Source organism: Paenibacillus sp. FSL R7-0312 (assembly GCF_038004445.1).
Taxonomy (GTDB): domain Bacteria; phylum Bacillota; class Bacilli; order Paenibacillales; family Paenibacillaceae; genus Paenibacillus_AQ.
This window is the reverse complement of the sequence record NZ_JBBORE010000001.1, coordinates 3,435,927-3,461,047: the sequence shown is the minus strand read 5'-3', so window position 1 is coordinate 3,461,047 and position 25,121 is coordinate 3,435,927. Positions and strand designations below refer to the sequence as shown.

At 50.1% G+C, this 25,121-nt stretch carries 21 protein-coding genes; 3 read left to right on the top strand and 18 right to left on the bottom strand.

What is annotated here, in order from left to right:
* Positions 1 to 16 precede the first annotated feature (16 nt).
* From MKX70_RS15100 to MKX70_RS15085, 4 genes are all read right to left on the bottom strand, one after another.
* On the bottom strand, positions 17 to 898 hold the full coding sequence (locus MKX70_RS15100; protein ID WP_042238289.1) for a carbohydrate ABC transporter permease: 882 nt from the start codon (positions 896 to 898) through the stop codon (positions 17 to 19).
* Positions 899 to 913: 15 nt separating this feature from the next.
* On the bottom strand, positions 914 to 1,804 hold the full coding sequence (locus MKX70_RS15095) for an ABC transporter permease (protein WP_042238291.1): 891 nt from the start codon (positions 1,802 to 1,804) through the stop codon (positions 914 to 916).
* On the bottom strand, positions 1,801 to 3,498 hold the full coding sequence (locus MKX70_RS15090) for an extracellular solute-binding protein (RefSeq protein WP_340840257.1): 1,698 nt from the start codon (positions 3,496 to 3,498) through the stop codon (positions 1,801 to 1,803). The genes MKX70_RS15095 and MKX70_RS15090 overlap by 4 nt, the downstream gene beginning before the upstream one ends.
* A gap of 211 nt (positions 3,499 to 3,709) precedes the next feature.
* Positions 3,710 to 5,242, bottom strand: a complete 1,533-nt coding sequence (locus MKX70_RS15085) for a response regulator transcription factor (RefSeq protein ID WP_042238294.1) — start codon at positions 5,240 to 5,242, stop codon at positions 3,710 to 3,712.
* 82 nt (positions 5,243 to 5,324) lie between these two features.
* Here MKX70_RS15085 and MKX70_RS15080 point away from each other — a divergent pair, with 82 nt between their 5' ends.
* From MKX70_RS15080 to MKX70_RS15070, 3 genes are all read left to right on the top strand, one after another.
* The gene (locus MKX70_RS15080) at positions 5,325 to 6,221 is read left to right on the top strand and encodes an AraC family transcriptional regulator (protein WP_042238296.1); all 897 of its coding nucleotides are present in this window, start codon (positions 5,325 to 5,327) and stop codon (positions 6,219 to 6,221) included.
* A gap of 111 nt (positions 6,222 to 6,332) precedes the next feature.
* On the top strand, positions 6,333 to 8,159 hold the full coding sequence (locus MKX70_RS15075; RefSeq protein WP_042238297.1) for a class I mannose-6-phosphate isomerase: 1,827 nt from the start codon (positions 6,333 to 6,335) through the stop codon (positions 8,157 to 8,159).
* Positions 8,149 to 9,087 (top strand): ROK family protein, encoded by a 939-nt coding sequence (locus tag MKX70_RS15070; RefSeq protein WP_340840256.1) that lies wholly within the window; start codon positions 8,149 to 8,151, stop codon positions 9,085 to 9,087. The genes MKX70_RS15075 and MKX70_RS15070 overlap by 11 nt, the downstream gene beginning before the upstream one ends.
* Positions 9,088 to 9,450: 363 nt before the next feature.
* On the opposite strand, the gene MKX70_RS15065 is transcribed toward MKX70_RS15070, so the two are convergent.
* The 14 genes from MKX70_RS15065 to MKX70_RS15000 all read right to left on the bottom strand — a co-directional run bounded on the left by MKX70_RS15065 (position 9,451) and on the right by MKX70_RS15000 (position 24,983).
* Positions 9,451 to 11,004, bottom strand: coding sequence for a response regulator transcription factor (locus MKX70_RS15065; protein ID WP_340783933.1), 1,554 nt, complete (start codon positions 11,002 to 11,004; stop codon positions 9,451 to 9,453).
* 327 nt (positions 11,005 to 11,331) lie between these two features.
* Complete coding sequence (locus MKX70_RS15060; RefSeq protein ID WP_042238299.1) at positions 11,332 to 13,776, bottom strand: glycoside hydrolase family 38 N-terminal domain-containing protein; 2,445 nt, start codon at positions 13,774 to 13,776, stop codon at positions 11,332 to 11,334.
* A gap of 95 nt (positions 13,777 to 13,871) precedes the next feature.
* The gene (locus tag MKX70_RS15055; RefSeq protein WP_340840255.1) at positions 13,872 to 15,389 is read right to left on the bottom strand and encodes a discoidin domain-containing protein; all 1,518 of its coding nucleotides are present in this window, start codon (positions 15,387 to 15,389) and stop codon (positions 13,872 to 13,874) included.
* The gene (locus tag MKX70_RS15050; protein WP_042238301.1) at positions 15,383 to 15,634 is read right to left on the bottom strand and encodes an acyl carrier protein; all 252 of its coding nucleotides are present in this window, start codon (positions 15,632 to 15,634) and stop codon (positions 15,383 to 15,385) included. Before MKX70_RS15050 ends, MKX70_RS15055 begins: the two co-directional genes overlap by 7 nt.
* Positions 15,627 to 16,685 carry a Gfo/Idh/MocA family protein gene (locus tag MKX70_RS15045; RefSeq protein ID WP_340840254.1) on the bottom strand — a complete coding sequence of 353 codons (1,059 nt, stop codon included), beginning with the start codon at positions 16,683 to 16,685 and terminating at the stop codon, positions 15,627 to 15,629. The genes MKX70_RS15050 and MKX70_RS15045 overlap by 8 nt, the downstream gene beginning before the upstream one ends.
* Before the next feature lie 27 nt (positions 16,686 to 16,712).
* The gene (locus MKX70_RS15040) at positions 16,713 to 17,516 is read right to left on the bottom strand and encodes an ABC transporter permease (RefSeq protein WP_340783929.1); all 804 of its coding nucleotides are present in this window, start codon (positions 17,514 to 17,516) and stop codon (positions 16,713 to 16,715) included.
* A 9-nt stretch (positions 17,517 to 17,525) separates the two neighbouring features.
* Positions 17,526 to 18,329: an ABC transporter permease gene (locus tag MKX70_RS15035; protein ID WP_340840253.1), complete on the bottom strand. Its 804-nt coding sequence runs from the start codon at positions 18,327 to 18,329 to the stop codon at positions 17,526 to 17,528.
* A complete protein-coding gene (locus tag MKX70_RS15030) occupies positions 18,326 to 19,309 on the bottom strand; it encodes an ABC transporter ATP-binding protein (protein ID WP_042238304.1) in 984 nt (327 codons plus the stop codon). Before MKX70_RS15030 ends, MKX70_RS15035 begins: the two co-directional genes overlap by 4 nt.
* 10 nt (positions 19,310 to 19,319) lie before the next feature.
* Positions 19,320 to 20,234 (bottom strand): FkbM family methyltransferase, encoded by a 915-nt coding sequence (locus MKX70_RS15025; RefSeq protein WP_081956621.1) that lies wholly within the window; start codon positions 20,232 to 20,234, stop codon positions 19,320 to 19,322.
* Entirely contained in the window at positions 20,231 to 21,118 is an 888-nt protein-coding gene (locus MKX70_RS15020) for a hypothetical protein (protein ID WP_340840252.1), read from the bottom strand. Before MKX70_RS15020 ends, MKX70_RS15025 begins: the two co-directional genes overlap by 4 nt.
* Positions 21,119 to 21,120: 2 nt before the next feature.
* Positions 21,121 to 22,299 carry a radical SAM protein gene (locus MKX70_RS15015; RefSeq protein WP_042238309.1) on the bottom strand — a complete coding sequence of 393 codons (1,179 nt, stop codon included), beginning with the start codon at positions 22,297 to 22,299 and terminating at the stop codon, positions 21,121 to 21,123.
* A complete protein-coding gene (locus MKX70_RS15010) occupies positions 22,253 to 23,362 on the bottom strand; it encodes a hypothetical protein (RefSeq protein WP_042238311.1) in 1,110 nt (369 codons plus the stop codon). The genes MKX70_RS15015 and MKX70_RS15010 overlap by 47 nt, the downstream gene beginning before the upstream one ends.
* A 33-nt stretch (positions 23,363 to 23,395) precedes the next feature.
* Positions 23,396 to 24,724: a hypothetical protein gene (locus tag MKX70_RS15005; RefSeq protein ID WP_052416649.1), complete on the bottom strand. Its 1,329-nt coding sequence runs from the start codon at positions 24,722 to 24,724 to the stop codon at positions 23,396 to 23,398.
* A gap of 13 nt (positions 24,725 to 24,737) precedes the next feature.
* Positions 24,738 to 24,983 carry an acyl carrier protein gene (locus MKX70_RS15000; protein WP_042238312.1) on the bottom strand — a complete coding sequence of 82 codons (246 nt, stop codon included), beginning with the start codon at positions 24,981 to 24,983 and terminating at the stop codon, positions 24,738 to 24,740.
* Positions 24,984 to 25,121 lie beyond the last annotated feature (138 nt).

Genomic DNA, 25,121 nt, shown 5'->3' with positions numbered 1-25,121 from the left:
TACATGCAATTTCCGCTTACTCTTTGACGGCACCAAGTACGATTCCGCTGACGAAATACCGCTGCAGAAACGGATAAATGAGCATAATCGGTATCATCGAGACCATGACCTTGGCGGCATTCAGCAGTTGGCTGGACATATTGGACAGACGCTTGATCTCTTCCGGATCGGTGGTGTTCATGATCGAATTCATGCTGATGATCAATTGCTGGATATAGGTTTGCAGCGGCCAATTCTCCTTGTGGTTCATCAGGATCATCCCGTCAAAGAATGAATTCCAGTGTCCGACGACCGAGAACAGGGTGACTGTTGCAAGTGAGGGAAGGGAAATGGGGATAAAAATCGTCACCAGCGTTCTCCATGCCCCCGCCCCGTCCATTCCGGCAGCCTCCTCCAGCTCCTTCGGAACGCCCTTGAAGAAATTCATCAGCAGAATCACATTAAATACAGGAACGGCGGTAGGCAGCACAAGCGCCCAGATGGAATCGAGCAGCCCGTAAGTATTGATCGTCATATACCATGGGATCAGCCCGCCGTTGAACAGCATACAGAAGATTACGAACCACATATAGATATTTCTGCCGGGAAAATGTTTGTTCGATTTGGATAACGGATAGGCCATCAGCACCGTAACCAGCAGGTTGATGACCCCGCCCAGCAGCACTCTTTGTACGGATACACCAAACGATATAAAAAAGTTCCGGTCCCTGATTACGGATTCATAGGCGGCCAGATTGAAATCAACCGGCCAGAAGAAGACCTCCCCCGACATGGCCGCCACTTTGCCGCTGAACGAAATAGCCAAGGTATTCAGTACCGGGGCCAATGAAAGAAAAGCAATCACGGTTAGAATACAATAAATCACAATATCAACAGTCCGGCTGGTTCCTCGGATCACAGCAAATCACCTCTGTCAGAAAATACGGTAGTTAGCAAACCGGGCGGCCAGACCATAGGACGCAGCAATCAATATAAAGCTTACTACCGATTTGAGCAGACCTACCGCTGTTGCCAGGCCGTACTGGATTTCAAGCAATCCTGAACGGTATACATAAGTATCAATGATATCTCCCGACTCATAGACAATCGGATTATATAAGTTGAGAATTTGCTCAAAGCCTGCATTAAGCACATTACCGAGGCTTAAGGTCGCCAGCAGAATAACCGTTGTCATTAAACCCGGAATCGTAATATTGGTTAACCGCTGAAATCTGTTCGCTCCATCGATGGCGGCTGCTTCGTACAGATTGGTGTTGATTGAAGTCAGGGCAGCAATATAGATAATCGTATTGAATCCGAATTCCTTCCATACATCGCTTGACACGACAACAACGCGGAACCAATGATTGCTCTGAAGGAACATAATCGGATCGCCGCCGAACCACCCGATCATCTGATTGACAATGCCGTCTAGGCTTAACAGGTTAATCAAAACACCCGAGAGGATGACCCAGGACATAAAATGGGGGAGGTACACAATCGTTTGGATGGTCCGTTTGAATTTCACATTAGCCACTTCATGGAACATGAGCGCAAATACAAAGGGAACAGCCAATCCGGCAATAATTTTCAGCAAAGCAATGGTTAAGGTGTTTCCGAGAATCAGCCTGCTGTCAGGCAGGCTGAACATGTAAGCGAAATTCTCCCATCCCACCCATTCAGAGTGGAATATGCCAAGCGTAGGCTGGAAATCCTGAAAGGCAATCACAATCCCGAACATAGGAATTACACTAAACGCTACAAGCAACAATATGCCGGGCAGCAGCATGATGTGGTAATTCCAGATAGAAGCTCTGTTTCTCATGGTGTCTCAACTGCCTCAGCAACTTCTTTGGTGATTTCTTCTCCTCCGATGCTTTTCCAGGTCTCGACGAACTTGTCGAACTCTTCAAGCGGAGAAGTACCGGTGATGATTTTCAAAAAGGTTTCGTTTTCGAGTTTTTCCAGATTGGCTCCCTTTTTGAGCATGGCATCCGTCTTGCCGTAGAAAATAGGCTCCACCTTCACAATTTCTTTCGCTCCGGTGATGGAGGCCGCTGTATAGAAGGCGAGTGAATCCGCATAAGCGGGAATGTCCTGTTTCGGATTTTCATTATTCTTCAATACGGCCTTGACTCTGGGCAGGATACGGGCCGGCAGATCGTCCAGCTTCTTATCCTGAATCGCCTTCTCATAAATCGGAACATCGCGTGCCAGGGAATCCTGATAATCCAGCTGCACATTGATCGGGTAATTGAGCCAGCCCACACCCAAATCCTTATACAGCTCCTGCGCCACCGGATCAATCAGGCGGATACCTTCATACTCCACACTGAGCATTTTCAAGGCGGCTTCCGGATGCTCTGCCTTTTTGTTCACCACAAGGAAGGTTCCGGACGGTGTGGAAGGCACGATATTCCGTTTGCCGTCCCCGTCCAGCGGTACTGCCAGCGGAACCCAGTCCGCTTCCGGATTGGCTTTCACTGCATCAGACAACGCCCAGCCTCCGAACCAGGGGGCAAACAGGATGCCTGCCCGGCCGCCGGACACCAGCCCGGCATTATCCTCGTATTTCCGGGTCAAAAACTCTTTGTCGATCAACCCGTCCGCATACATCTCTCTCAGCTCGGAGAGCGCCTGCTTGGTCTCTGGAGTCGTGGAACCGTAAATGATGTTTCCGCCCTCATCCTTGAACCAATTCTTTGGATAGGCATGATTGGCATTAAAGATCGGATCGAAGGTGAAGAAGCCACCGTCTGCGACCACCGTTTTATCGCCAAGAAGACCAACGGTATCCGCTTTCCCGTTTCCGTCAGGGTCCTGCTCCTTGAACGCTTTAATAACAGTCTTAACCTCATCCATCGTACGAGGCGCCTCAAGCTTCAGCTTGGTCAGCCAATCCTGGCGTATCCACAGGAGCTGGTAATTACCGTCGATATTGGTATTGGGCAGTGCCATCAGCTTGCCGTCAATTCTTCCCGTATTCAGCACCCGGTCTCCCGTATAGGAGCTGTAATAATCTTTGATCAGCGGAGAGGCATATTGATCGTATAATTCGGTCAGATCAGCCAGCATACCCGCTTTGGCCATTCTCTTGAACTGCTGCTCATCCACCACCAGAATGTCAGGCAGGGAATTGCTTGAGATTGCCAGGGTAACCTTCTGGTTGTAGGCGTCCAGGTCCTCCACCGAGAAATCGTATTTCACTTTTACGTTCAGGCGGTCCTCAACATATTTCAGATACTTGTTATTCTCAAGCGTATCTCCTGCCGGCAGATTGTTCCCTGATACCCCCTGTCTCCCCAGAGACACGGTAACGGGTTCTTCATATTTGCTGAAGGGTCCATCGTTCTCCTTGGCGGTGGCGGATGGTTCATTGCCTCCGGCATTCGTGGATTCACTGCCGGCGGGCGCAGCAGCCTTCTCCTCCTTTGGACTGCTGCCGCAAGCTGCCAGCAATCCAAGCATCATCACCATGGACAGCAGCAAAGCCATAACACGAATTTTCTTCAATCTCATAGATGCCCCTCCCGAATCTTTATTATAAAACGCTTTCATGCTTACAGTTAAATTGTAAATTAGCGCGGGATGGAGTGATATCATAATTTTTTTGGATTTGCGTCAAATAATTTGGAACAACAAGCAGACCGGTTAGATCCATAAGCAAAATTCACACCAAACAGCCCTACAAACTAGGGCTGCAGCTTCGGTGATTACTCCTGAAATGATCCTATTCGTCCAGCATTTCACGGTATTTCTGCGGACTGATTCCGTAATATTTCTTAAAGGTCAGGCAGAAGTAGGAGGAGCTCCAATAGCCGACATTCTCAGCGATATCGACGATCTTCATATTGGTGCTGCCCAGTAGATGCTGTGCACGTTCCAGACGCTGCAGGGTGATGAATTTGATCAGGCTTTGCCCGGTTTCTTTCTTGAACACATGGCTCAGATAGGTCGGATTGAGCGATACCCGTCCGGCGATGGCCTCCAGACTGAGATCATCCCTGAAATCCTTCTCCACAATTCTGATGACTTGCTGTACAAGATGGCGTTTGCTTTCACCTTGAGCGCCGCCCTCCGGTTCAATCTCAGAGAGTGCCTGCAGCAGCACTTCCTTCACATCGAGAATGGAATCGCTTTTGAAAATACGCTCCACCGTTTGCTGAAAATCGGTTTTCTGCCTGCGGCCCGATTGTTCAAACGCATTTCTCACCAGGTCGGAACATAGATACTTGACGTATATCGCGGAGGAGCTTCCATTTCTGCTCAAGTGATTGAACAGAAGCTCAATGCTTCTGGAAGCGCCCGCATGCTCTCCGAGATTAATAAACTGGTTGATGTCCGCAATCAGCGTCTCGGCGCTGACAATATCCGGGATACGGCCTGCAAAGTCATCCCCGGCAAACAGTACCACCGTATCCTCAAAAAAGAATTTATAGTCCAAGGTTTGCTCCATCTGCTCGTAGCAGGCTGAAATCTCCTGCCAATCGGAGATCACCGGACTGAATACGATGCAGCAATGCCGGTAAAACCGTTCCGCGATCCGCTCTGCCATCCGTTCGCTCATGCCCCTGATCTTCTCCCGGCCGCCACTGGGCGGGCAAGGGACAATCAGCACACTTTGATATTCATTCAAATTCAGCAGTTCATATTCACCGGCTGTGAGCTGTTGCACCGTTTCCTCAAAAGCCTCGTAATTGCGGTCAAAATAACGCTCTTTGAAATCAATCAGCATTAGCGCAGCCGTCCCCCCTCCAAAGGGCAGCGTGCCAGCATCGCTGATGACATTAACCCCGTTCAGCAAATCTGTCAGCCACTTCTCCTTCTCATATTCCAGACCCTTTTGATACCCCTGCATAATTTCGGCAGTGCGCAGCTGCTGCGTTGCCTTATCGGCACATTTCTGCATCACACCGGACATGACCCCGGCGAACTCATCCATATCAATCGGCTTCAGCAGATAACTGGAAGCATTGGTGTACAAAGCCCGCCTTGCATAGTCAAATTCCCCGTAAGCACTGTATATAATTATTTCCAGGGATGGCTGCGCCAGGCTTGCCTGCTCTGCCAGCTCCAGTCCGCCCATAAATGGCATTTTGATATCTGTGAGCAGAATGTCCACCGGGTTCAGGCGAAGATACTCCAGCGCCTTCTCCCCGTTCTCTGCTTCGATGACGTGAAGCTCATACTTCATTTCGGCTATCAGCCCTCTGATACCGTCCCGTTCAATTTTCTCATCATCCACAATCAATATGGTATACATAGAGTTCCCTCCTGATCTCTGATAGAATCAAAAGCAAACGTTTTCTATTCGTTGAAGCCTTTCATGATGAGGAGGTCCCGCCATGCGTCAGGCGTACCGGAAAGCCAATGCACTTCTCAATCAGCATATCTCAAATCTCAGTGACGGACAAACCTCATTTCATATCCACTACTGGGGCTTCATGCCGAATCATTATAATAATTCCCTCCACCGCCATTCTTTTTTTGAAATCTGCTATGTCCAGCAAGGCACGGGCTCTTACCTGGATGACGATGTCCTCTACCCCCTGGAGCCGGGAGCCCTGTTCTGCTCGCGCCCAGGTATCTGGCACCAGATCCGCAGCGAGCAGGGGCTCGTTCTGTTCTTCATCGCCTTTGAAATTGACGAATCCCGGACCCCTGCGGCTTGCCGCAAGCTGTTTCAGGATATCACCGCCAGTGGACAAGCCATAGCCTCGCATGAGAATGCCGCGCTTTCTGCCCGAATCTGGCTTACCCTCTTCAGTCTTGCCGAAAGCGAGGCTGCAGTGTCCAGGCTGCCGATGAACCATCTGGCGCTTGCCCTGCTGCATTCTTTCACGCAGGCGTTCTCTCCCGAATCTAATCCGCAGGCCGGAGCCATGGAGGAAGTCAGCGGGGAGCACCGCCATTTTGAGCGGGCCAAGCTTTATATCCGCGACAATTTGTCCTCCCCACTGCAGATGGCCCAGGTTGCCCGGGAACTGGATATTTCCCCGCGCCATCTGTCGAGAATCTTCCAGGTTCGGCTGGGCCAGACTTTTGTCCATTATATTCAGGAACGGAGAATCCAACAAGCCAAGGATTTGCTGCTGCACACCGATCTCCCCATCAAAGACATCGCCGAGCGCTGCGGCTTCGAATCTGTGCACTATTTTACACGCGTGTTCACCAAACAGCTGGGTGTCTCCCCCGCCCGGTTCCGCAGACTGCAGTTTGCGGACGGAAGGCAAAACCTGTAGCCAAACCGCCAAATGTCCGGATTGTACAAAAAATCAGACGCCCTTTCCAAAGAAAAACCCAGCCTTACTCCTTACAATGGTTGTAAACCTTTAGAAGGAGTGAGTGCCAAAATGTTTGAGAAACGACCGGTCAACCTTGTACGCAGTCCCCTCCCTGTTCCGCAGGATGGCTTACACTTGCCTGAACCCCCTGCGGTGCTCCGGGAAGGTTATTCCGCAATTGCCGCCTCCCTGCTTCAACTCGCCGGTGAGAAGGGAAGCGGCAGGCGGTATGTTGCTTTTGACGGAACACATGGCGCCCCGTTTCAGGCTGTTCTGCAAAAAGCCGTCGATGCCCTGGAGCAAGGGGGCCATTCGGTGACCCTCATTGGCTCGGGCAGCTATCTCAAGACGAGCGAAGAGCTGCGGACACATTTTGCCGCCAATATTACGGATAACCGCGCCTTTGGTTATTTTACAGAGGGTAGCCTGGAGGACTATTTCCGGGCCGGGGCCAGGGAAGAAGCCGCCCGCAGGCTGGATGAAGCGGCGCCGGGTACGGATCGGGCTTCATTCTGCATTGTTTTTGGCCCGGGGGCTTACTGGCTTGGAGAGGGCCGGTTCGATCTTTCCTATTATCTGGATGTCTCGCGTGAATACCAGCAGGCCGGCCACCGGCAGGAGCTGCTCAATTTCGGACTCAACTGGAACCGGGATGCCGTGGAGAAATATAAAATCGCCCTTTTCGTAGAATGGCCCATTCTGGAAACGTACCGTAAACAAATCTTGGAGCAAATGGACTATTATATTGACCTGAATCAGCCGAAAAATCCGGTCATGACACCAGTGCCGGCCTTGCGCCATATGATTTCGGAGATCGCTAAGTCGCCGCTGCGGGTGAAGCCCTTTTATGCACCGGGAGTATGGGGCGGGCAATTCCTCAAACAACTGGCTGATCTGCCGGAAGAATGGGTGAATTGTGCCTGGAGCTTTGAGCCGATTGCCCCGGAGAATTCAATCCTTTTGGATTATGAAGGCAAGCAGATAGAGATTCCCTTTCTGCTGGTCATGCAGAATGAACATACAACGATCCTGGGGGAACGGCTGACCGGCTTGTTCGGAGATTATTTCCCGATCCGCTTCAACTATCTGGACACGATGGACGGGGACAACTTATCCTGCCAGGTCCACCCCACCCAGGACTATATCCGCAGCCGGTTCAATGAATTCATGGCCCAGCAGGAATCCTATTACATCATGGAGCAGCAGGGAGATTCCGGAGTATATCTGGGACTTACGGAGGCCTGCTCACCGGAGCAGTTCCGCCATGATGTGCTTAAGGCCCAGCAGACGGGTATCCCGCTGCCGCTGACCGATTATGTGAACCGTTACGAATCACGGAAGGGAGATCTGTTCCTGATCCCTCCCGGAACGGTTCATTCCGCTGGAAAAGACAATCTGGTGCTGGAGGTTTCTTCGACCACCTGGTGGTTTACCTTTAAAATCTATGACTTTCTGCGCAAGGACCTGGATGGCAAACCCCGCCCGATCAATATGGACTACGCCTTCGATAATATTGACTTCACCAAGAAGACCGCCTGGGTTGAAGATCAGCTCATGCCCTCACCGGTACTTCTCCACCAGCAGGGTGAGAATGAAGAATATGTCCTGGGCCAACGCGCCGATTTGCTGTTCTATGTTCACCGGCTCCACCTGCGGGACCGGTGGCGCGATCATACACATGGCGAAATGACCATGTATAATCTGGTTGAAGGAGAGGCCGTGCGGATTGTCTCTGCTGCGGACGAAGCGGTGTTTGTTGAACTGCACTACGCCGAATCTTATATTCTCCCGGCTGTGCTTGGCGGATATACGATCATCAATCTGGGCTCAGCCCCCTGCAGACTGATCAAAGCTGGTGTCTCCAAAGCATGGGATGTGAGTTTCCTTGAGCCGTAATATTGTACTTGCGCTGGATGTGGGCGGAACCTTTATTAAGACCTGCGTGCTGGAGGACGGCCTTCCACTGCAAGGCAGTGAAATGGAGTTTCCCGCCCTGGCTGACCGGGACCGGGAAACGATCCTTGACCATTTTATATCTATCTTTCAGGCCCAGTACGACCTGTATCAGCACCAGCGCCGGGACGCGGTAACGGACTGCCTCTATCATATCGGGATGGCCTTTCCCGGCCCCTTCGATTACAGGCAGGGTATTTGCCTTATTCAGGGGCTCGGCAAATTCGAGGCGATTTACGGGCTGAATCTGCTCCATGCCTTCCGTGAACGCTGGCCCGCAGGCAGCTCCGGGAAGGCCGGCCCGCTGCCGGACATGGATATCCGCTTCGAGAATGACGCCCGCCTGTTTGCGCTTGGTGTCAGCGCCGAGTTCCCCCGGGCGCGGTTCATTGCCTTGACGCTCGGAACCGGCCTGGGCTCCGCCTTCATCGACAGCTCCCGGATCATGGAATCCGGACCGGGTATCCCGCCGAACGGCTGGTTGTATGACCAGCCCTATCTTGACGGCAGGGCGGATGACCTGTTCTCCAGGAGAGGCATCCTGAAGCTGGCCCGTGAAGCGGGCATTCTGGAGACGGCTATGGATGTGAAGGAGCTTGCTCATGAAGCCAGGCAGGGGAACGCTTCCGCGCGCGGGGTATTCGCCGAATTCGGAGCCCGGCTCGGAGAGCTGCTCCAGCCTTATGTGGGCGGCTACCGTCCTGACTTCATCATGCTGGGCGGGCAAATCTCCAAAAGCCATGACCTGTTCGGCCCTGCCTTGCTGAACCGCTTGCAGAGCTCTTCTTCCCCTGCCTTGACGGTCCGCACGGCAGAGCATGTGCTTGCCTATACCTTCCGCGGCATTGCCCGGATGTTCAGCGAGGTATAGGCGAGGGCTTCGCCATTGCTTCGTCATGTGCTTCGCCGGGCGTTTCGCCATGTGCATTCGCCATGTGCTTTCGCTGTGCGCTTTCGCCATGCCCTTCGTCGTTGCACCCGTCCAGCTCAGGATCACAAGTGGAAAAACGTATCTTAATTTGTCCATTTCCAGGGAATGTACGGAAGCAAGTGGATAAACTACATCTGCTATTGTGCGTTTTCGCTGCTTGGGGTGAAATCGGAGAATTTAAGTGCTGTTTATCCAACTACTGCCGCCGCAGGGCTCCATCGTCCATCAGCAAGTGTACAAAATCCAACTATTTCCGGTATCCGTTACAGCGAGAAATAGTTGGATCATGGTGAGGGCGCTAACCTACGGAGAGCCTTCCCTGAACTTGGCCGGAGTGACTCCATGATAATTACGAAAGGTCTGGATAAAGTAGGTCGAGCTTCTGTAGCCCAGCTTCTTATAGATATCGACGATCTTCATATTCGTTGTATTCAGCAGCTCGACGGCTTTGTCCATTCTCACCTGCGTGATGTACCGAATGAGACTCTGGCCCGTCTCCTTCTTGAACAAATAGCTCAGATAACTGGGGGTCAAATAGACCCTCTCCGCGATGCCCTCCAAAGAGAGGTCCTGATCGTATTCCTTGTCGATTACATCTGTAATGGTCCGGATCAGCTTGAGATTGGCGGCCTTCTTGGGGCTCGCTCCGCTGCCGGTTTCCATGAGGGACAGGATCGCAAACATATGATCCTTCAGATCCTGAAGGGAAACGGTCTTATGAATTTGCTCCAAGTAATGATTCATTTCCGCAGGCTCATGGTTTTTCTCTCTCGTCACCACCTTTTTCATAATTTCCGAACAGATGAACTTGGTGTACAGGGACGAGAATTGCCCTTTGGTTCTCAGGTAGGTAAACAGCAGCTCTATACTGTATTTCGCACCGGTAAAATCGTTATACTCCAGACACTGGTAGACCTTATCCAGAATCGGCTTCAATTCGATCTCATTGAAGCCCGCTTGCTCAAAGGGTTCATCGGCAAATAGAAGAGTATACTCATCCATGAAAAATTTGAATTCCAGCATCTGCTCCATCTCGGTATAGGCCTCATACAACTGTTCCGGCTGATTCACCGCTCTCCCGATCACCAGACCCACATTCAGATCCAGGCTCCCGGCGGTGCTGCGGATGATCTGATCTCCAAGCATGCGCAGCGTCTCTTTGGGGATGGGGCGGGGGTGCTTGACGAACAGCATACTTTGATGCTCGCTCAAGTTCACATAATCGAAGGCGTAGCTGAGGTTATCGTGTAACAGCCTAATGAATTCATCATTGTGAATATCAAAAAACTTCCGGCGGCAATCCACCAGAATCATATGCAGCCAATGCTTGTGATGGACATATTCCAGCAGTTCCGGAGACATCCATGCCTCCGCATTTATTTTCACTCCGTTTAGAGAGTCCAGCAGCATTTTTTCCTTCTCATACAGAAGTCCCCGGTTATACCCCTCCACCAGCTGTTCGTTCCGCAATTTCTCTGCCGCTTTGTCTTCACAGGCCTGGATCGCCTCGCTTACCACACTGAGAAACTCCGGGATATGAACCGGCTTGAGCAAATAATTCGATATGTTGGTCCGCAAGGCTCTTCTCGCATATTCAAACTCATGGTAAGCGCTGAAGATGATCATTTCAATATCCTGGCCCAGGCTGCTGACCTTCTCCGACAATTCCAGCCCGTCCATAAAGGGCATCTTGATATCTGTAATCAGAATATCGATCTTGTGCTTCCCAAGGATCTCCAGCGCAATCTCGCCATTCGCCGCAAGGAGTGTCTCCAGCTCCAGATGGTGTTCCTGTATTAATTGCTGAATGCCCTCTCTCTCAATGCGTTCGTCATCCACAATCAGAATACGGTACACAGCGCACACCTCCCTTTTTTACACAAGGCTCTCTTCTATATAGAGTGAACTTGTATTTCTTCTGATCCGGGATTGCCGTGACTCCAGAGAATGTTTGGCCCTCCGGCCGCTGTTGTCCCCAGATTTCTCGATTTTAAACTGCTCTTCGCGGTGGAAATCCGGTGACAAAGGCGGACGCTGTCGCTCCTACAGTTCCAAAATTCTCCTCCGTCACTTTTCCCTGTCTGTATTTTTTCCAAGTTCAATCTATATTGCTTGAAGCCTATTAACTAGACAAAAAAAGGGCTTCTCTATTAAAGATTCAGCCCTTCTTATGCCCGCCGGAATTTATGTGGTTCTGAATGCAACCGTGCCTGCATTGGCACTGTGGCACAACTGAATAGCTTGTTCTGCCGTATCTGCTTCGCTTCCCCATTGCAGCATATACCGGAATTCGTAGAATCCCCCGAGGGTCGCCTTGAAGTTCGTCTCCCAATAATTGGTCAGCACCCAGGCATACAATGAGGTATGGGCGTTCTCTTCTTGTTGGCCCTGCACGAGTCTTGGGCCATATTCCAAAGGTCCGGTCTGCATCAGCGGCGTATCCGGGGTCGCAATGGACAGCCCGCCATGAGGGGATATAACCGCAAGCCCTTCCTGAATACAATAGAAATCTGTACAGGTGCCCGGGATCTGATCCACTCCCGGCCTTAGGACAGCCCCGGCCTTCTCGAACCACAGTTCACTGCTGCCGCCTGCACTAAAGGGGAGGGCGACGTACACATTCTCCGGGTCCCACACACTATCCTTATGGATGCGGACGGAGACATCGACTCTCTTCCGGTCCTTGAACACCTTCAGGAATAATGAATAGTGGCTCATTCCTTGAACCTGATATTTCAATTCAATGATGCCATATACCGGTCCATTCGTTATTTCCTTCACACCTGAGAGGACACCCTCCGAACGCTGAACATTCATGCCTTTACGGTTCCTGCCCATGATTCTCCGCACGGTCATCTGGTCGTCTCCGCCGCCGGGGGTCACTTCATACACCGGTGTGAAGGCTCCGTGCGTCTGACGGGGATCAATGAATTCCTGGCCGGTTTGCTTATCTATCCAGGAGACGATGCCTTCACCGGCTCTCCACGCAATACGTACGCAAGGCGATTCAATATGATTCTCCGTGATGAACAGCCGTGGGGTCTCCTCTTGCACAGGAGGGTAGATATCCCGTATATCATGAATCCGGTCGGCTCCCCGCAAGCGGGTGCTGCTTGTCGTCACCGGGACGGTCTTCGAGGCTTCCCGGATACGGAACCGCTTCTCTTCCTTCGCGCCAAGCTTGACCATGACCGCAATCTGGTATCCTCTGCTTACCTTCTCCTGCTGATGGCTGACCACTTCTCCGCTCTGCTCATCGACCACCTCGAGCCCCTGCCGGAAATAATCCGCTTCCCACTGCTCCTCCAGATAGAAATGAGCCAGATCCTCTACGGGGTAATCGAAGGAATTGATTACTTTATAGGTGAATGCCCGGTCTGCCCGTAGCAGCACATCGCCCCGCGCCTTCAGAACCGCATCCAGCGAGGCATGAACCAGTCTGCTGGCATTGGCGGCATACGCCTCTTTGCGGACTGCCAGCTCCTGCACCATGATGTGCCAGGGCTCCGAGATGGAGGAGTGATATCCCCAGGTATGCTCGGCATACATCATTAACTGCTGCTCTGCCTGGGCAATATCGCTTGATGCCGCCATCTTGCGCTCCGGGTCCAGCCGCTTAACTACGTCCAGGGTTCGCTGGGCATTCCTGAAGATCTGGGTGTGCATCGCGGTCGAAGCCACGCCATCGGACCACCAGTCCGGCCAGTCACCGCTATAGACAGGAATCTCGGCCTCCTGCTGCCGCAACCGCTCGAAGTACCGGTTAAGCGTTGTCATTTCAAGCTCTACATGGTCCCCGTGCTTCTGATTCCATTCCTTGATGAAGGTCATGATTCTTGGATTTGGCGCCGAGTTATCCCGCAGCAGCCCCATGACATTCACCAATACAAAATCGTATGGATACTGCTCCTTCTCCAGCTGATCCAGATAGCGGGCAATCCGGGTCTCGGCCAGCTTCCAGTGATCTTTAGAGATCCCCCATACCGGGTCTTCGTCTTTGATGGTATAAGATAATGCCCCATCCGGATTGATCCCCAGATCATTCCCCATCATGTAATGCTCGCCGCTCCATACCAGCAGGCGGTTGCCTTTGGGTGTCTCCCAATAAAAGGGGAATTGCTTGCGCCCGATGGCAAACATCCCGTGATGTGTGTGGATACTGGACAGCAAATTCTCGACTCCTGCGTCTGCCAAAGCCTGTGCATAACCCCAGCTGTATCCATTAATATCTGCGGTCATGGCCGACTTCACCTGAAGCCCCAGCGGCCGGGCGAATTGCCCTGCCCGTGCAAGCATACTGCCCAGCAGCTCAAAATTGATCAGTTCCGTCATATTCAAGTAGGTGCCCGATAACTCGATATCCCCGCGTCTGAGCGCGGCTGCAAATTGTTCCTTCTCTGCTTCCGTGGCTTCCTCCAGAAACTTCTCCACGGCCCAGAAGGTTTCGCAGGTCCACTTAAAGCCCGCCCATTCTTTGCGGGCCTCCGTATGAGAAGCCTCGCATATAGCAACAGCCTGCCGGATAAAATCTACGTGATACTGCTCTATCTTCTCCTGCCGCTCGGTGTAACCAATATCCGTATGGGAATGATGAATAACAAATATTTTCCATTTTTTCTTGTTGTTCATTGTAGATTCTCCATTCAATATGGCATGTATTTTTTACATTTTTATTATAGCTACCAGGCTAAATCCAAAGATATATTACATTCTTTTGAATCATGTCAGTTTTTTGTGGCGTGGGTTACAGCTGGCCCCCATACCTCAAGCTCAAAAATCCGAGCCTGAAAATCATTCTGGGCCGGATAAGTGATATATAGCCTGATGTATCTGAACGAACAGCCGTCAGCCTCATGCGCGGTTAAGACAGACTCATTATTCCGTACAGCCGCTATTTGCTCCCATTGCTCCTTGTCGTTGCTGCCCTGAAGCTCATAATCCATCGTGATATAGCCGGGGGCAGGCGAATGCCTGATCACAAATCTCAGAAGTTCTCTCTGCTTCAGCAGATCCAGCATCAGCCAATGGACTGGCTGGGATTTGTCTGAATGCCAGGAATCCGTGATCCAATTCTCCCGCCTGCCATTTACGGCTTGGCTTGCTCTACATACGGTTTCCGGATCAGGGCTATACTCACTATCTGCCGATACCTCGGCGCAAGCCGCATAGTTAATTAAAGCCTGTGCGGCATTGCCAAGAACCTGCTGATTATGGTGCTGTGAGTGATGTAGGATCAGTTCCTCCAATAGAGAGAACAACTCCGTATCCAGTTGTCTAATCTCCTCTGTAAGCTGAAGAATTCTATCCGGCGGCATCAGCTTCCGTCTCAGCGTATCCGCATGGAGACTGGAGATCAGATGGTATCTGAATTTGATATATTGATCCCGGAACCCGCCGAATATCTGCCCCCATTCTTCATGAGCGGATACCCAGGGCAGCGCCTTCTCGAAGATATCAAACATAATGATCACCGAGCCGTGATAACTCCTGCGCATGCCTTCAAATTCAACCGCAATGGCATTTGCATCATTAAGCCCCTCCATAAGAGAGACATTGTCATTGAACCGTTCCACAGATTCTATTAAATGGCTGGAACGGTTCTTATAGCACTGTGCGAAATCCTCAACCAGCTCCAGATAGCTGTGAACCTCCGATTCGCCTATTTTCGCTACGCTAAACAGCTTGTTATAACAATAATTCCTGATTTCCTTGAAAGAAGCATTGGATTTATTCCAGATATCCGCTATCATCTCCTCGGTCAGCTGCAGCTTGAAAAAAGGCTCCCCCTTCATCACATTCAAGGTTACCTCTTTGTTCAGCTGATTCTCCCGGATCACGATCAGCCTTCTGGCTGAATCATATTCCGTGATTAACACGGCATGATCATCAATGACCGTCCCGTATTGGCTCAAAAAAAACAGATAGTTGTAGTTGGCAATCATCACGACCGGGCACTGCTGATCAATGTTCATGTGAATCACAGACAGCAGCCCAGCAGCATCCAGAACCTCAGTTACCTTAAGGGTCAAGCCCAGCTTGTTAAGAATGCTGCGTCTGGAGGCCACCCAGTCCCCGCCCGCTGCCTCTCCCCAATTCATCATGACGGCATACAGGAAGGTATAGTAGAAATAGTTCTCATACTGATGAAAGCCTGCGGCACCTGCCATGGGCAAATCCACACAATTGGAGTGCATGGTCCGGTAGCCCTCGCTGAAATAGTCCATCTCCAGGGCTACTAACATACAAGATCCTGTGAATCAATATATTCTCTCCACTTCTGAAGACTGTATAGTTTATCTATATCGAGAAATTCCGGGCTCACCTCTATTGAGAAATGCTCTTCCAGGACCACCGCAAAATGAATAAACAACAAAGAATCCATGCCATAACCTCGCAAATCCGCGTCCATACCTGCATTCTTCAGGTGGGGAGAACCGCCGGGCAATTGAGCGAGTAGCTTACGAATCTCCTGTTCTCTGTCATCCATAATTCACAGCCTCCCCGTCCGGTCTATCTTCCAGGGTAGGCTGCCCAGCATGCTTTTTCCTGGCAATCTCATAGATGGCGTTCATAGTTGCCACCCGTTCATAGGATTCGGATAAGGGGATATTCTCTCTGGTGCCCCCAAGAACCTCTGCCAAGAACCGGAGCTGGTTCACATAGTAATTCTGCGGAGAGTATACAAGCTTGTCTGTTGTTCCTTCTTCCGTATGTTCAACCTGAATGATGATCTTGTAATCCCCATAGCAAGGCTTAAAAAAGCCGCTGATCCTTACCCTAGCCCGCTCAAACTCCAGCCAGTGGGTGGCATTGTTCGGCATTTCAAAGGAACCCAGGAACTCTGCCTCGACGCCCCCCTCATATTGCAGCGCCGCGTGAAAGGTCCAGTCGCATTGATTGATGCCGGAGAATGTCGAGAATCCGTCCAGTGTCTGCGGCTTCAAGCCGATAATCTTTTGGATAAACTGCAGCCAGTACGAGCATTCGTCGATGAAGCAGCCACCGCCGTACTCAGGCTTGAACCGGTAATTATCCGCGCTGTAGTTGCTTTGCAGAATTTCAAAGGAGATCCGGGTTTTGATTTTTTTCAATTTGCCGTAGGTTTCAGCTGTAATCATGTCCGTTATATCCTGCTGCCACGAATGATGCTGCACCATTAGCGCTTCAAGGACATGCACACCCTGTTCCCTGGCCCGTTCATTGATGAACAGAACCTCATCGGCAAGCAAGGCTATCGGTTTTTCAATCAAGACATGCTTGCAAGCCTCAATCGCCCTCAGCGTCCATTCCTTATGCAGGAAATTGGATAACGGAATATAGACCACATCAATGTCCGCCGACGCCAGCAGCTTATCGTAGCTTTCAAAAACATGCGGAATCTGATGCTTCAGCGCATAGGCTGCAGACCGGTCCAAATCACGCGACGCTACACCATACGTTACAAATTGATCAAGCTCCCTGACCGGGTTAATGATCGAGAACGGAGCGATTGTGGAGCAGCCCAAAATACCAATCCGATATGGCTTCTGAGTATTCATATCCTTACCTCCTGTGATTCCGGATATCTAGCCGCCAGAGCTGTTGTAATTACGAATCGCTTTGGACCAGATCCATCTCGTGATTCCCAGCAACAGGATGGGAGACAGAATAGCCCAGAGGAAGAGGCCCGGATGTAACCGGTCCAGCACGAATAAGGGTGAGAAGTTAGTAATCAATAGAACAGGGACAACAAATATCCCTATTCGCTGTATCCATTTGGAGTAAATCATCATTGGCATGTTATTCAGCTCGAACAGGCCATTTGAGATGTCATTGACAGCACCAATCTGAATAAACCAGAACGATAATAATTGCGGGATCAGGAACAAGGTGTAGGTCATGAGCAGCCCCAGTACAAGGAAGCAGATGAACCCGCCTATTGAAGCGGCATCAGCCGGAAGCCCCAGTCTTCTCCAGCCCACCACAACCATGGTCATGCCGCCCAGCACATTCGGAATCGCCAGACCAAAGTCCACATTCCGTAACGTCATCATAAATTGCAGGGAAATCGGCTTCGTTAACAAAATATCAAGTGACCCGGTTCTTACATGCTCCGGGATCTGCACGAAGTTGATGGCAAACAGTCCCCAATATAACCCCGTCATCAAGGTGTAAGTGCCAATAAACAGCAATATCGCATCAATGGGCACTCCATCCAGCGTTAATCCCGCCTCATAGACAATAATCACATACAGGAATTTGGCGAACAGATAGGAGGTCTCCACCAGCAGGCCCATCAGGAAATTAACTCTATACTCCATTTGGGACATCAGGGAATTTTTGATGAACAAGGTATATATGAAACCGTACTTCCGAAGTGATCTGAGCATCGGGTTCACTTAACCCCCTACGGCAATATATTTCTTGATCGCCACTTTCCAAATATAGCGCGTAAGCAACATAATGAGTCCAATCCATAGCAGTTGCAGCTCTATCACATGCAGCGCCTGAAGCAGGGTCAGCTTGCCGTTGATTACATTCACCGGCATGTAGATCGTATACTTGAACGGCAGGTAATCGAAGACAGCCAGCCATGTCGCCCCAAAAATATCGAGCGGGAAAATCCCGCCGCTAAATATCTGAATCAATAACGCTGTAACATGAAAAAAGTAAGAGACATCGGTTAACCAGAAGGCAATCGCGCTGACCGCGAATGAGATCATGAAATTAAGCACAACCGCCAGCAAAAGCACGACACCAAAAACCAGTATACGCGATACGCTGATTGGCGCCTTGAAGTAATAAACCATGAACAGCACCACGCCCAGCAGCATGATTAACGTAATGGCAAACGAGAGGACCTTCCCCCCAAGGTAGACACATATTTTATAAGGAAAATAACCGACCGGCCGCACCAGATATTTATTGAGCCCCCCGCTCTTGATATCATGGTTAATGTCATATTCCAGACCCGTAGCCACCAGCCGCGAGATCAGGGCAGCTACGATGGTATAGACGATCATCTGGTGGTAAGTATAGCCATACAAGTTCATATTGGAGGCATGGCTATAGACCGCCTTCCACAGGAAGAGCTGGATGAAGATAGGGAAAAAGAGACTGGCAAAACCCATAAAAAAGTTAAAGCGGTATTCCATGGAGTTCTGGATTCCCAGCGAAAAGCTGACGGCAAATTTATTGTTCATCCGCGCGGCTCCGGCTGTTCATATAAACGTGCAATGGCTTCCTCCAGGGGAATGTCCTCCAGATTCAGATCAATGACGGGAAAGTGATCCATGGCCATTCTGGAATACTCTTTGAACTTCGCGCGCTCCACTTCGAGAATGACGTCATAGCCGCTATATTCTTTAATAGAACCCATAACGGCCAGATCCTTCCGGTCGACGATGGCCGAGAAGGTCAGCTTCATTCGTTTTTTCTCATTCATGACCTCGTTGATTTTGCGAATCTCCCCGTCATACACCAGCTTGCCCTGATTGATCACGATGGTCCGCTTACACAGATCTTCAATATCCTTCATATAGTGGCTCGTCAGCAGCAGCGTTGTGCGGAATTCATGATTGTAAGCCTTGAGGAACTCGCGGATGTTCTTCTGTGACACCAGATCCAGGCCAATCGTCGGCTCATCCAGAAATATAATCCTGGGCCGGTGCAGCAAAGCAGCGATCAGCTCCATCTTCATCCGTTCACCCAAGGACAGTCTTCGGACCTGTACATGCAGCAGGTGCCTGACATCCATCAGCGTCACTAATTCGTCAAGGGTATCCTTATACTTCTGATCGCTGATTTCATAAATACATTTGTTCAGATACAGGGAATCACTTGCCGGCAGATCCAGCCACAGCTGGTTTTTTTGGCCCATGACAATGGAAAATTGCTTCTTGAAGTCATTTTCCCGATCCCAAGGCGTGTAGCCCAGTACCTCAGCACTGCCGCCACTCGGATACAGGATGCCGGAGAGCATTTTCAAAGTGGTGGTTTTGCCTGCTCCGTTCGGCCCCAGAAACGCAACCATCTCGCCTTCATGAATATCGAACGAGACCTTGTTCACGGCATCCTTGGTTAATTTCTCCCTGTGGAACAGATTCTTGATGGAGTTTCGGATTCCCGTTTCTTTTTTGTAGTAGTCAAAGGACTTGCTTAATTGATCCACATGAATGACCATACCGGCATCCCTACTTTGCAATGGTTATCAATCTGATGAACGGGCTGTATATCCGGATATGCTCCGGCTGAAGACCAAATATATTCTGTGCCGTAAGCTCCGCAGCACTGTCCAGCTCCACAAGCTCCTCTGCGGCCAGTTGAAAGAGCTGATACTGATACTGCTGCAAAAACCGGAACAGATCACTTATCGAATTTCCGAACCGCATTGCCAGAGCCTCCGTCGCTTCCAGCATGAGCATGGGCTTCTCATGATGCTGCTGCAAATACTGTTCAAATCCCTTTAATGCTTTTAATTCGCCGCCTTCAATATCGATTTTCATCAGGTCAATGTGACTGATATGCTGCTGCTCAATGTACGTATCCAGAGTTTGCACCCGGCAACGGTAGGTTTCATGCTGCAAGGCCCGGTCAATCACCAACGCAGCATCCTCCGATCCGCTTCGTACAGGCAGGTAGATCTCCGCTTCCCCGTTATAGTCAGACAGCGCAAGCTGATTGAGAACTACATTCTGCAGGTTATTTAATTGGATGTTTCTTGCCAGTTCAGCGAAGGTGGGGCTTACCGGCTCAAAGCTATGAACTCTGCCCCCCTGCCCTACCGCTTGTGCGAATAACGTGGAATACCATCCATAATTCGCCCCGATATCCAATACTTCAAATCCTTCACGGATCAGAATGGACAATAACCGGCTCTCTTCGCGCTCCACAAATCCATCCCGCATGAGAAAACCAAGACTGTTCAAGTGCCCGGTATCCCAAAGAAACCGTCTCCCGTCCGTCAGCCTGATCCGGGTCTCCGCTTGATGAATTTCAATCTGCTCCACCTGCTCTTTAAGCACCCGTCTAAGCAATTGGACAGCCTCGACCCTCTTCTCCCAAAACATCCGCTGGATCTGCTCGTACCTGGTTTCTTCCGGCATCATCGGCCTCCTGTTGCATAGGAATGTAAATAAGCTAGCTCATCCTCCGCAATCTGCTTCAGATGATTCACGGTAGCCGTTACCCCTCTGTCCAAGCTTATCGTCATCTTCATGAAGCTCACTTCAAGCTTCCTCCAGGCTGAGCCGAGATGAGCGTAATCCATGGTGCTGCAGGTGCCGAAATGCCTTAACCGCGATAGAGCAATCGTGCGGATGCAGCCAAACTGTTGTTTGAACACAGGATTATCCATTAAATTCTCCGCCCCCCTATAAGCTCCAACATCCATGATCCGTTCCGAAATTTGGGCATAGGTGCGGGTGACCAACTCTTCATAGGGCTGTGTAGTTAAGTAAGGCCGGATAGAGTTCAGGTCAGGATTCAGGCTGAGGGGCGGGCTGATTTCTATAACCGGTTCGCTGAAGGTGCGCCATGCCTGCTCCACGCAAGTTCGGTCTGCCAATAGGCTTGTTGCGAAATAGGGATCTGTAACTCTCAGGCTCTGATCGTCTTCCGCTTCAGCCAGCACATAATGCAGCATATGGCCCTTCCCGTAGAATTCCTTCATGTAAGGCACATAATAGGCGTCCACCGGCAGCAAATACATACGTCCACTAACCATCGAGTCTAAACGGCAAGGCTCCAATCTAACTCCATAAGCACGCCGGATAAAGCTAAACAGTTCATTCACCGGCACCGTACTGTCGAACCAGTCATAGCCTGCATAATAATTAATGGAGAAATTATACCTGTACAGCGGATTCGGATCGGCATGATGCCTAGACAGACAGAATGTAACCGTATTCAATAAACAATCATAAGGACCCAGGGGAACCACCCAATCCATCAGCTCGCGGCTTACAGCAGAATTCTTCGTTGTAGCCTCCATCCTTACTTCCCGTGAAGATACAGCAGAATGCATTTGGAGCATACCGGCATCAGGCCGCATTGCAGGGTTTCCCGGACTCTTTCGAAATTCTCGCCATCCCATATCTCTTTAAGATCCTGATCCGCCAGATTCCCCAAGGAGAACTCTGGAAATAATTTGCAGGCACTGACTTCACCGTCAGCCAGCACATCCAGTCTGGTGCGGATCGACAAGCATTGCGTTTTATTCTGGGCGGGCTTCTCTGAACCCAATACAAAGTCCCGTACTTCATCCATTTCAAGCGCAGGCTGATACCGTGTTCTTAAGTTCCAGGTTCGCTGGTTAATCCTCTCCATCTGCGCAAGCAGCGGATCAATCCTGTCAGGGGAGATGCGATACTTGAACGAATGCCAGCTGTTGCGGTGCCCTTCCTCCAGATCATCTGCCAGCCACTTGAAATGCTCGTTGAAATAGCGGTCCATATTACTGGACACTTCGTCCGGCAAATACCACGGGAAGGTAATATACACCGAGTCAATCCCCTTTTGTTCAAAAAACTCAACAAAATCATACAGCTTATCGATCATGACATCGCTAATGGTCAGATGGATGGAGATTTTTCCTTGATAGATACCCTCCTTCTCCAGCTCCAGCAGCTTATCAATGCCCGCCATAACCTTCTTGAAGGTGCCTTTTCCCCGGATCGCATCATTCTCCGCTTCGAAGCCTTCCAGGCTGATCAGACAGACCAGACTTTTGGACATTTTGAGGATGGAATCCAGCTTCTCTATGATTTGAATTCCGTTGGTGCATAACACCGTCCATCTGGGGTCCTGCTCCAGCAGGTCGGCCAGTTCATTGAACCGGCTGTAGTATAGAGGCTCGCCTCCCCAAAGGAACATATTGGCGTTCGTTTCCCTTGTTTGCCGGAACACTTTTTCAATCACTGCAAAATCCAGTTCTTCTCTCTGCTCGGCTCTGCCTAAATCCCGGTGATACCCCTCAGAGTTCCATTCAAAGCAATGCTTGCAGCGCAGATTGCAGCCATTGGTTAATTTAAGCCCGACCTCGACCGGAAGATTCGTAGAATACGTTGGGTCAAGATGAACCTGCTTGTGCGTTACCGACATATGTTTAATGGTTTTCTTCAAGCGCTCAAAGGAATCCCGGTCCAGAACTACGGATGTTTGCGGCTGTCTCATGAAAGCACCTCCCGTAATGTAACACCTGAGTCTTATAGCTTCTTAAGTTCTCACTACATAACTCCAACATCTCAAGCGGACAACCCATACTCATCCAGCGCTCATACCTTATTCCAAAACCCAGCCGCTCCCATAGCTCCGCGTTGCAGGCTTCATGCTCACCCAGCGGCTCCAGGAAAATAACCGGCGTGAAGGATTCCAGCGAATCCAGCAGGGTTCCTCCCCCCGGCTTGCTGATAATAGCCTTCGAGTTACAGATCAGCTGATAGAAGCTATGCTTCACCCCGGTATCCTCGCAAAAACAATGATTGATAACTTCACCGAACGGCGGCAGTGTATATTCATGCTCTTCGTTCTTCATCCAGGGCGACCAGCCCGGCTTCACCATGTAATAACGGTGCTCTTCTCCATAAGCCTGATCATCCGTGAGCTCGTGAATGACGATGTTCAATTCCAGGGAGTGCTTCAGCTCTGCTGCCGTCTCCTTGTAGGTCCCCATTCCCCAGCCGCCGCCATGGATAACGAACCGGTTGTCACGTTCCTTATAGTCCTTAGGGGCAGCATGACCCATCGAAATACTGTAATTCACCCGCCCAGCCGCCCCGTCAAAAAACCAGACATCGTTCACCGTAAACAGATCATTACGGATATTGTTGGAATACAGCTTCCACGAAGGAGATATAAACGCATCCATATGAATCAGCTCTGCATGGACATCCTTGCGGTAATTCCTCGCATACTCCTCTACGACGGGCATCCAGAATCCTGAGAAAACCATAAACACCCTCCGGTTCTCTTCAGCCCACTTGCCTAAAAGCCGGGTTACCAGATGCGGGTCCAGATTCGGTGTGATATCCCTGATCATTCTGTGACCCAGCTTGGCTACTTCAAACCTCGTAGAGAAAACCTTCTTGTTTTCGGTTAATTTCAGTCTTGTTTCGGGCGGATACAGGCTTTCCAGCACTTCCAGATCGGCCTCATATGACCTGCTTAGCTCGTCACGTAACAGGACCGCAGGCGTGTAGACTCCCAAAGCGACAGATGAGCATAAAATGGTAATCATTTGTCAGCTCCCTCGTTTTACAATAAAGACTGGTCAGTTATAAATCTTAATCGCCAGAGACTTCAAGACATCCTTTACCCGGTGGATTAGAGTTAATGCTTCACTCACATTAGAGGCATAGGGAGCAGCTACATAAAACTTCCCCTTCCGCCATTCAGACTCCGCGTCAGGAAATGCTGTATTGCCGGAGCCGAAAAGCGTGTTTGCACCCAGTGGTATAATTCCTTGCCTGTTCTCTTCCGTAAACAACAATCCGCCTGCTCTCAGAACCTCTAGAATCTGCAGCATGGTCACTTCCGTGGAGCAGCCTGCCGAGATAAAGGTCAAAAAGCTGGACAAGGAATACTGCTGTAAATAGTTATTGAGATGATGATTAATCAGCCCCATGGACTTTCTGGCATTAATCTCAACGATGGGCACCAGCTCACCGCTTGCCAGCAGCATGGAATCTATACACACCTCGCCGTGATAGCCTGTCTCGAACAAGTCCTTGCAGGCATCTTCCATAATGCTGAAATAACCCTTGTCCCGGAGCATCCGGGTAAACCCGGAACCGGCAGGATAGGAGCCTACATAAGAGAAGGCTTCATTCACCATTCGTTGAACAGACAACAATTCCACTTCCCCCTGCTCTGTTAGGAACAGCTGACAGGAGAAATCCTCCGTTTTATCAAGCAGGGGTTCGATAATGAACTGTGTTTGTTTGCCTCTATTCTCTTGCTCTTGCAGATAGGCCGCAATTCTTCTCAGCATTCTCTCGCTTGAAATTAACATATTGCCTTTGCCTGAGACACCCAGCGGGTCCTTCACCAGCACTTGTCCGGTCCGTAGCAGCTGAAGCCCGTAGGTCAGCAGTTCCTCAGAACTTTCAGCTATCGAGGAACTATTGCGAATGCCCAATCTTTGTCTTAGTTCATGAGAATAAATCTTTGAATTCACAGCTCGAACTGTATCTAAGGAGGGAAACTGATTACCGAAATTGAACCTGCGCACTAACTCACTGGTATCAGAAAGAATAGAATAGGGAGAGATCAGAGCATCTTGCGGGAGTAGCTGCTGGTAGTAGCTTGCATCAGCCATTAGAAGATCAAACACATGCAGCCTGTAGTCATCCGCATGAACGGGATTTCTGCAATGAACATTGGTGAAGGTATAGCCGAGCAGCGATAAATAGCTTCTAAGAAGCTCGTCCATGGGCTGCCGGGTGAACAGAATGTCCTGCTCCTTGCATAACGGAAACAACAATTCATCCATACCCATCGTCACAGCTTGGCTGCTGTTCATAGAAGGAAGCATAGATCCATGCGGACTCCGCCACCACGCCTCTGAATCAAAGGTGCCTAGAACCACGGTTGACTTCATCCATGAAGCCCCCTTAAGAAGCGGTTTGCGTGGCTGTGATGAACCCCATGAAATCCCCGATAGACTGGAAATCCTCATAGGCAAAATGATCAAAATCAAACTCAATTTCGAATTCGTCTTCGATTCGGAGAATGAAATTAATCATTTGCAAGGAATCCAGACCTACATCATTCACAATATCGGTGGCTTCAGTGGCTGTGAGCAACAGCTCCGGATTGTTCTTAATTTCACTCAAGATCCGCACAATGGTATCCTGCATATCACAATTCCCCTCGCATGATGAATTTTAATAAGGAATTCCTTACCAATAATCATACAATCCTACGGCTCCAGCTTCTAACTCACATTTTTATGAAATGTATAGGTTTTTTATTGGATTAAAAAAAGCGTGCCTTAA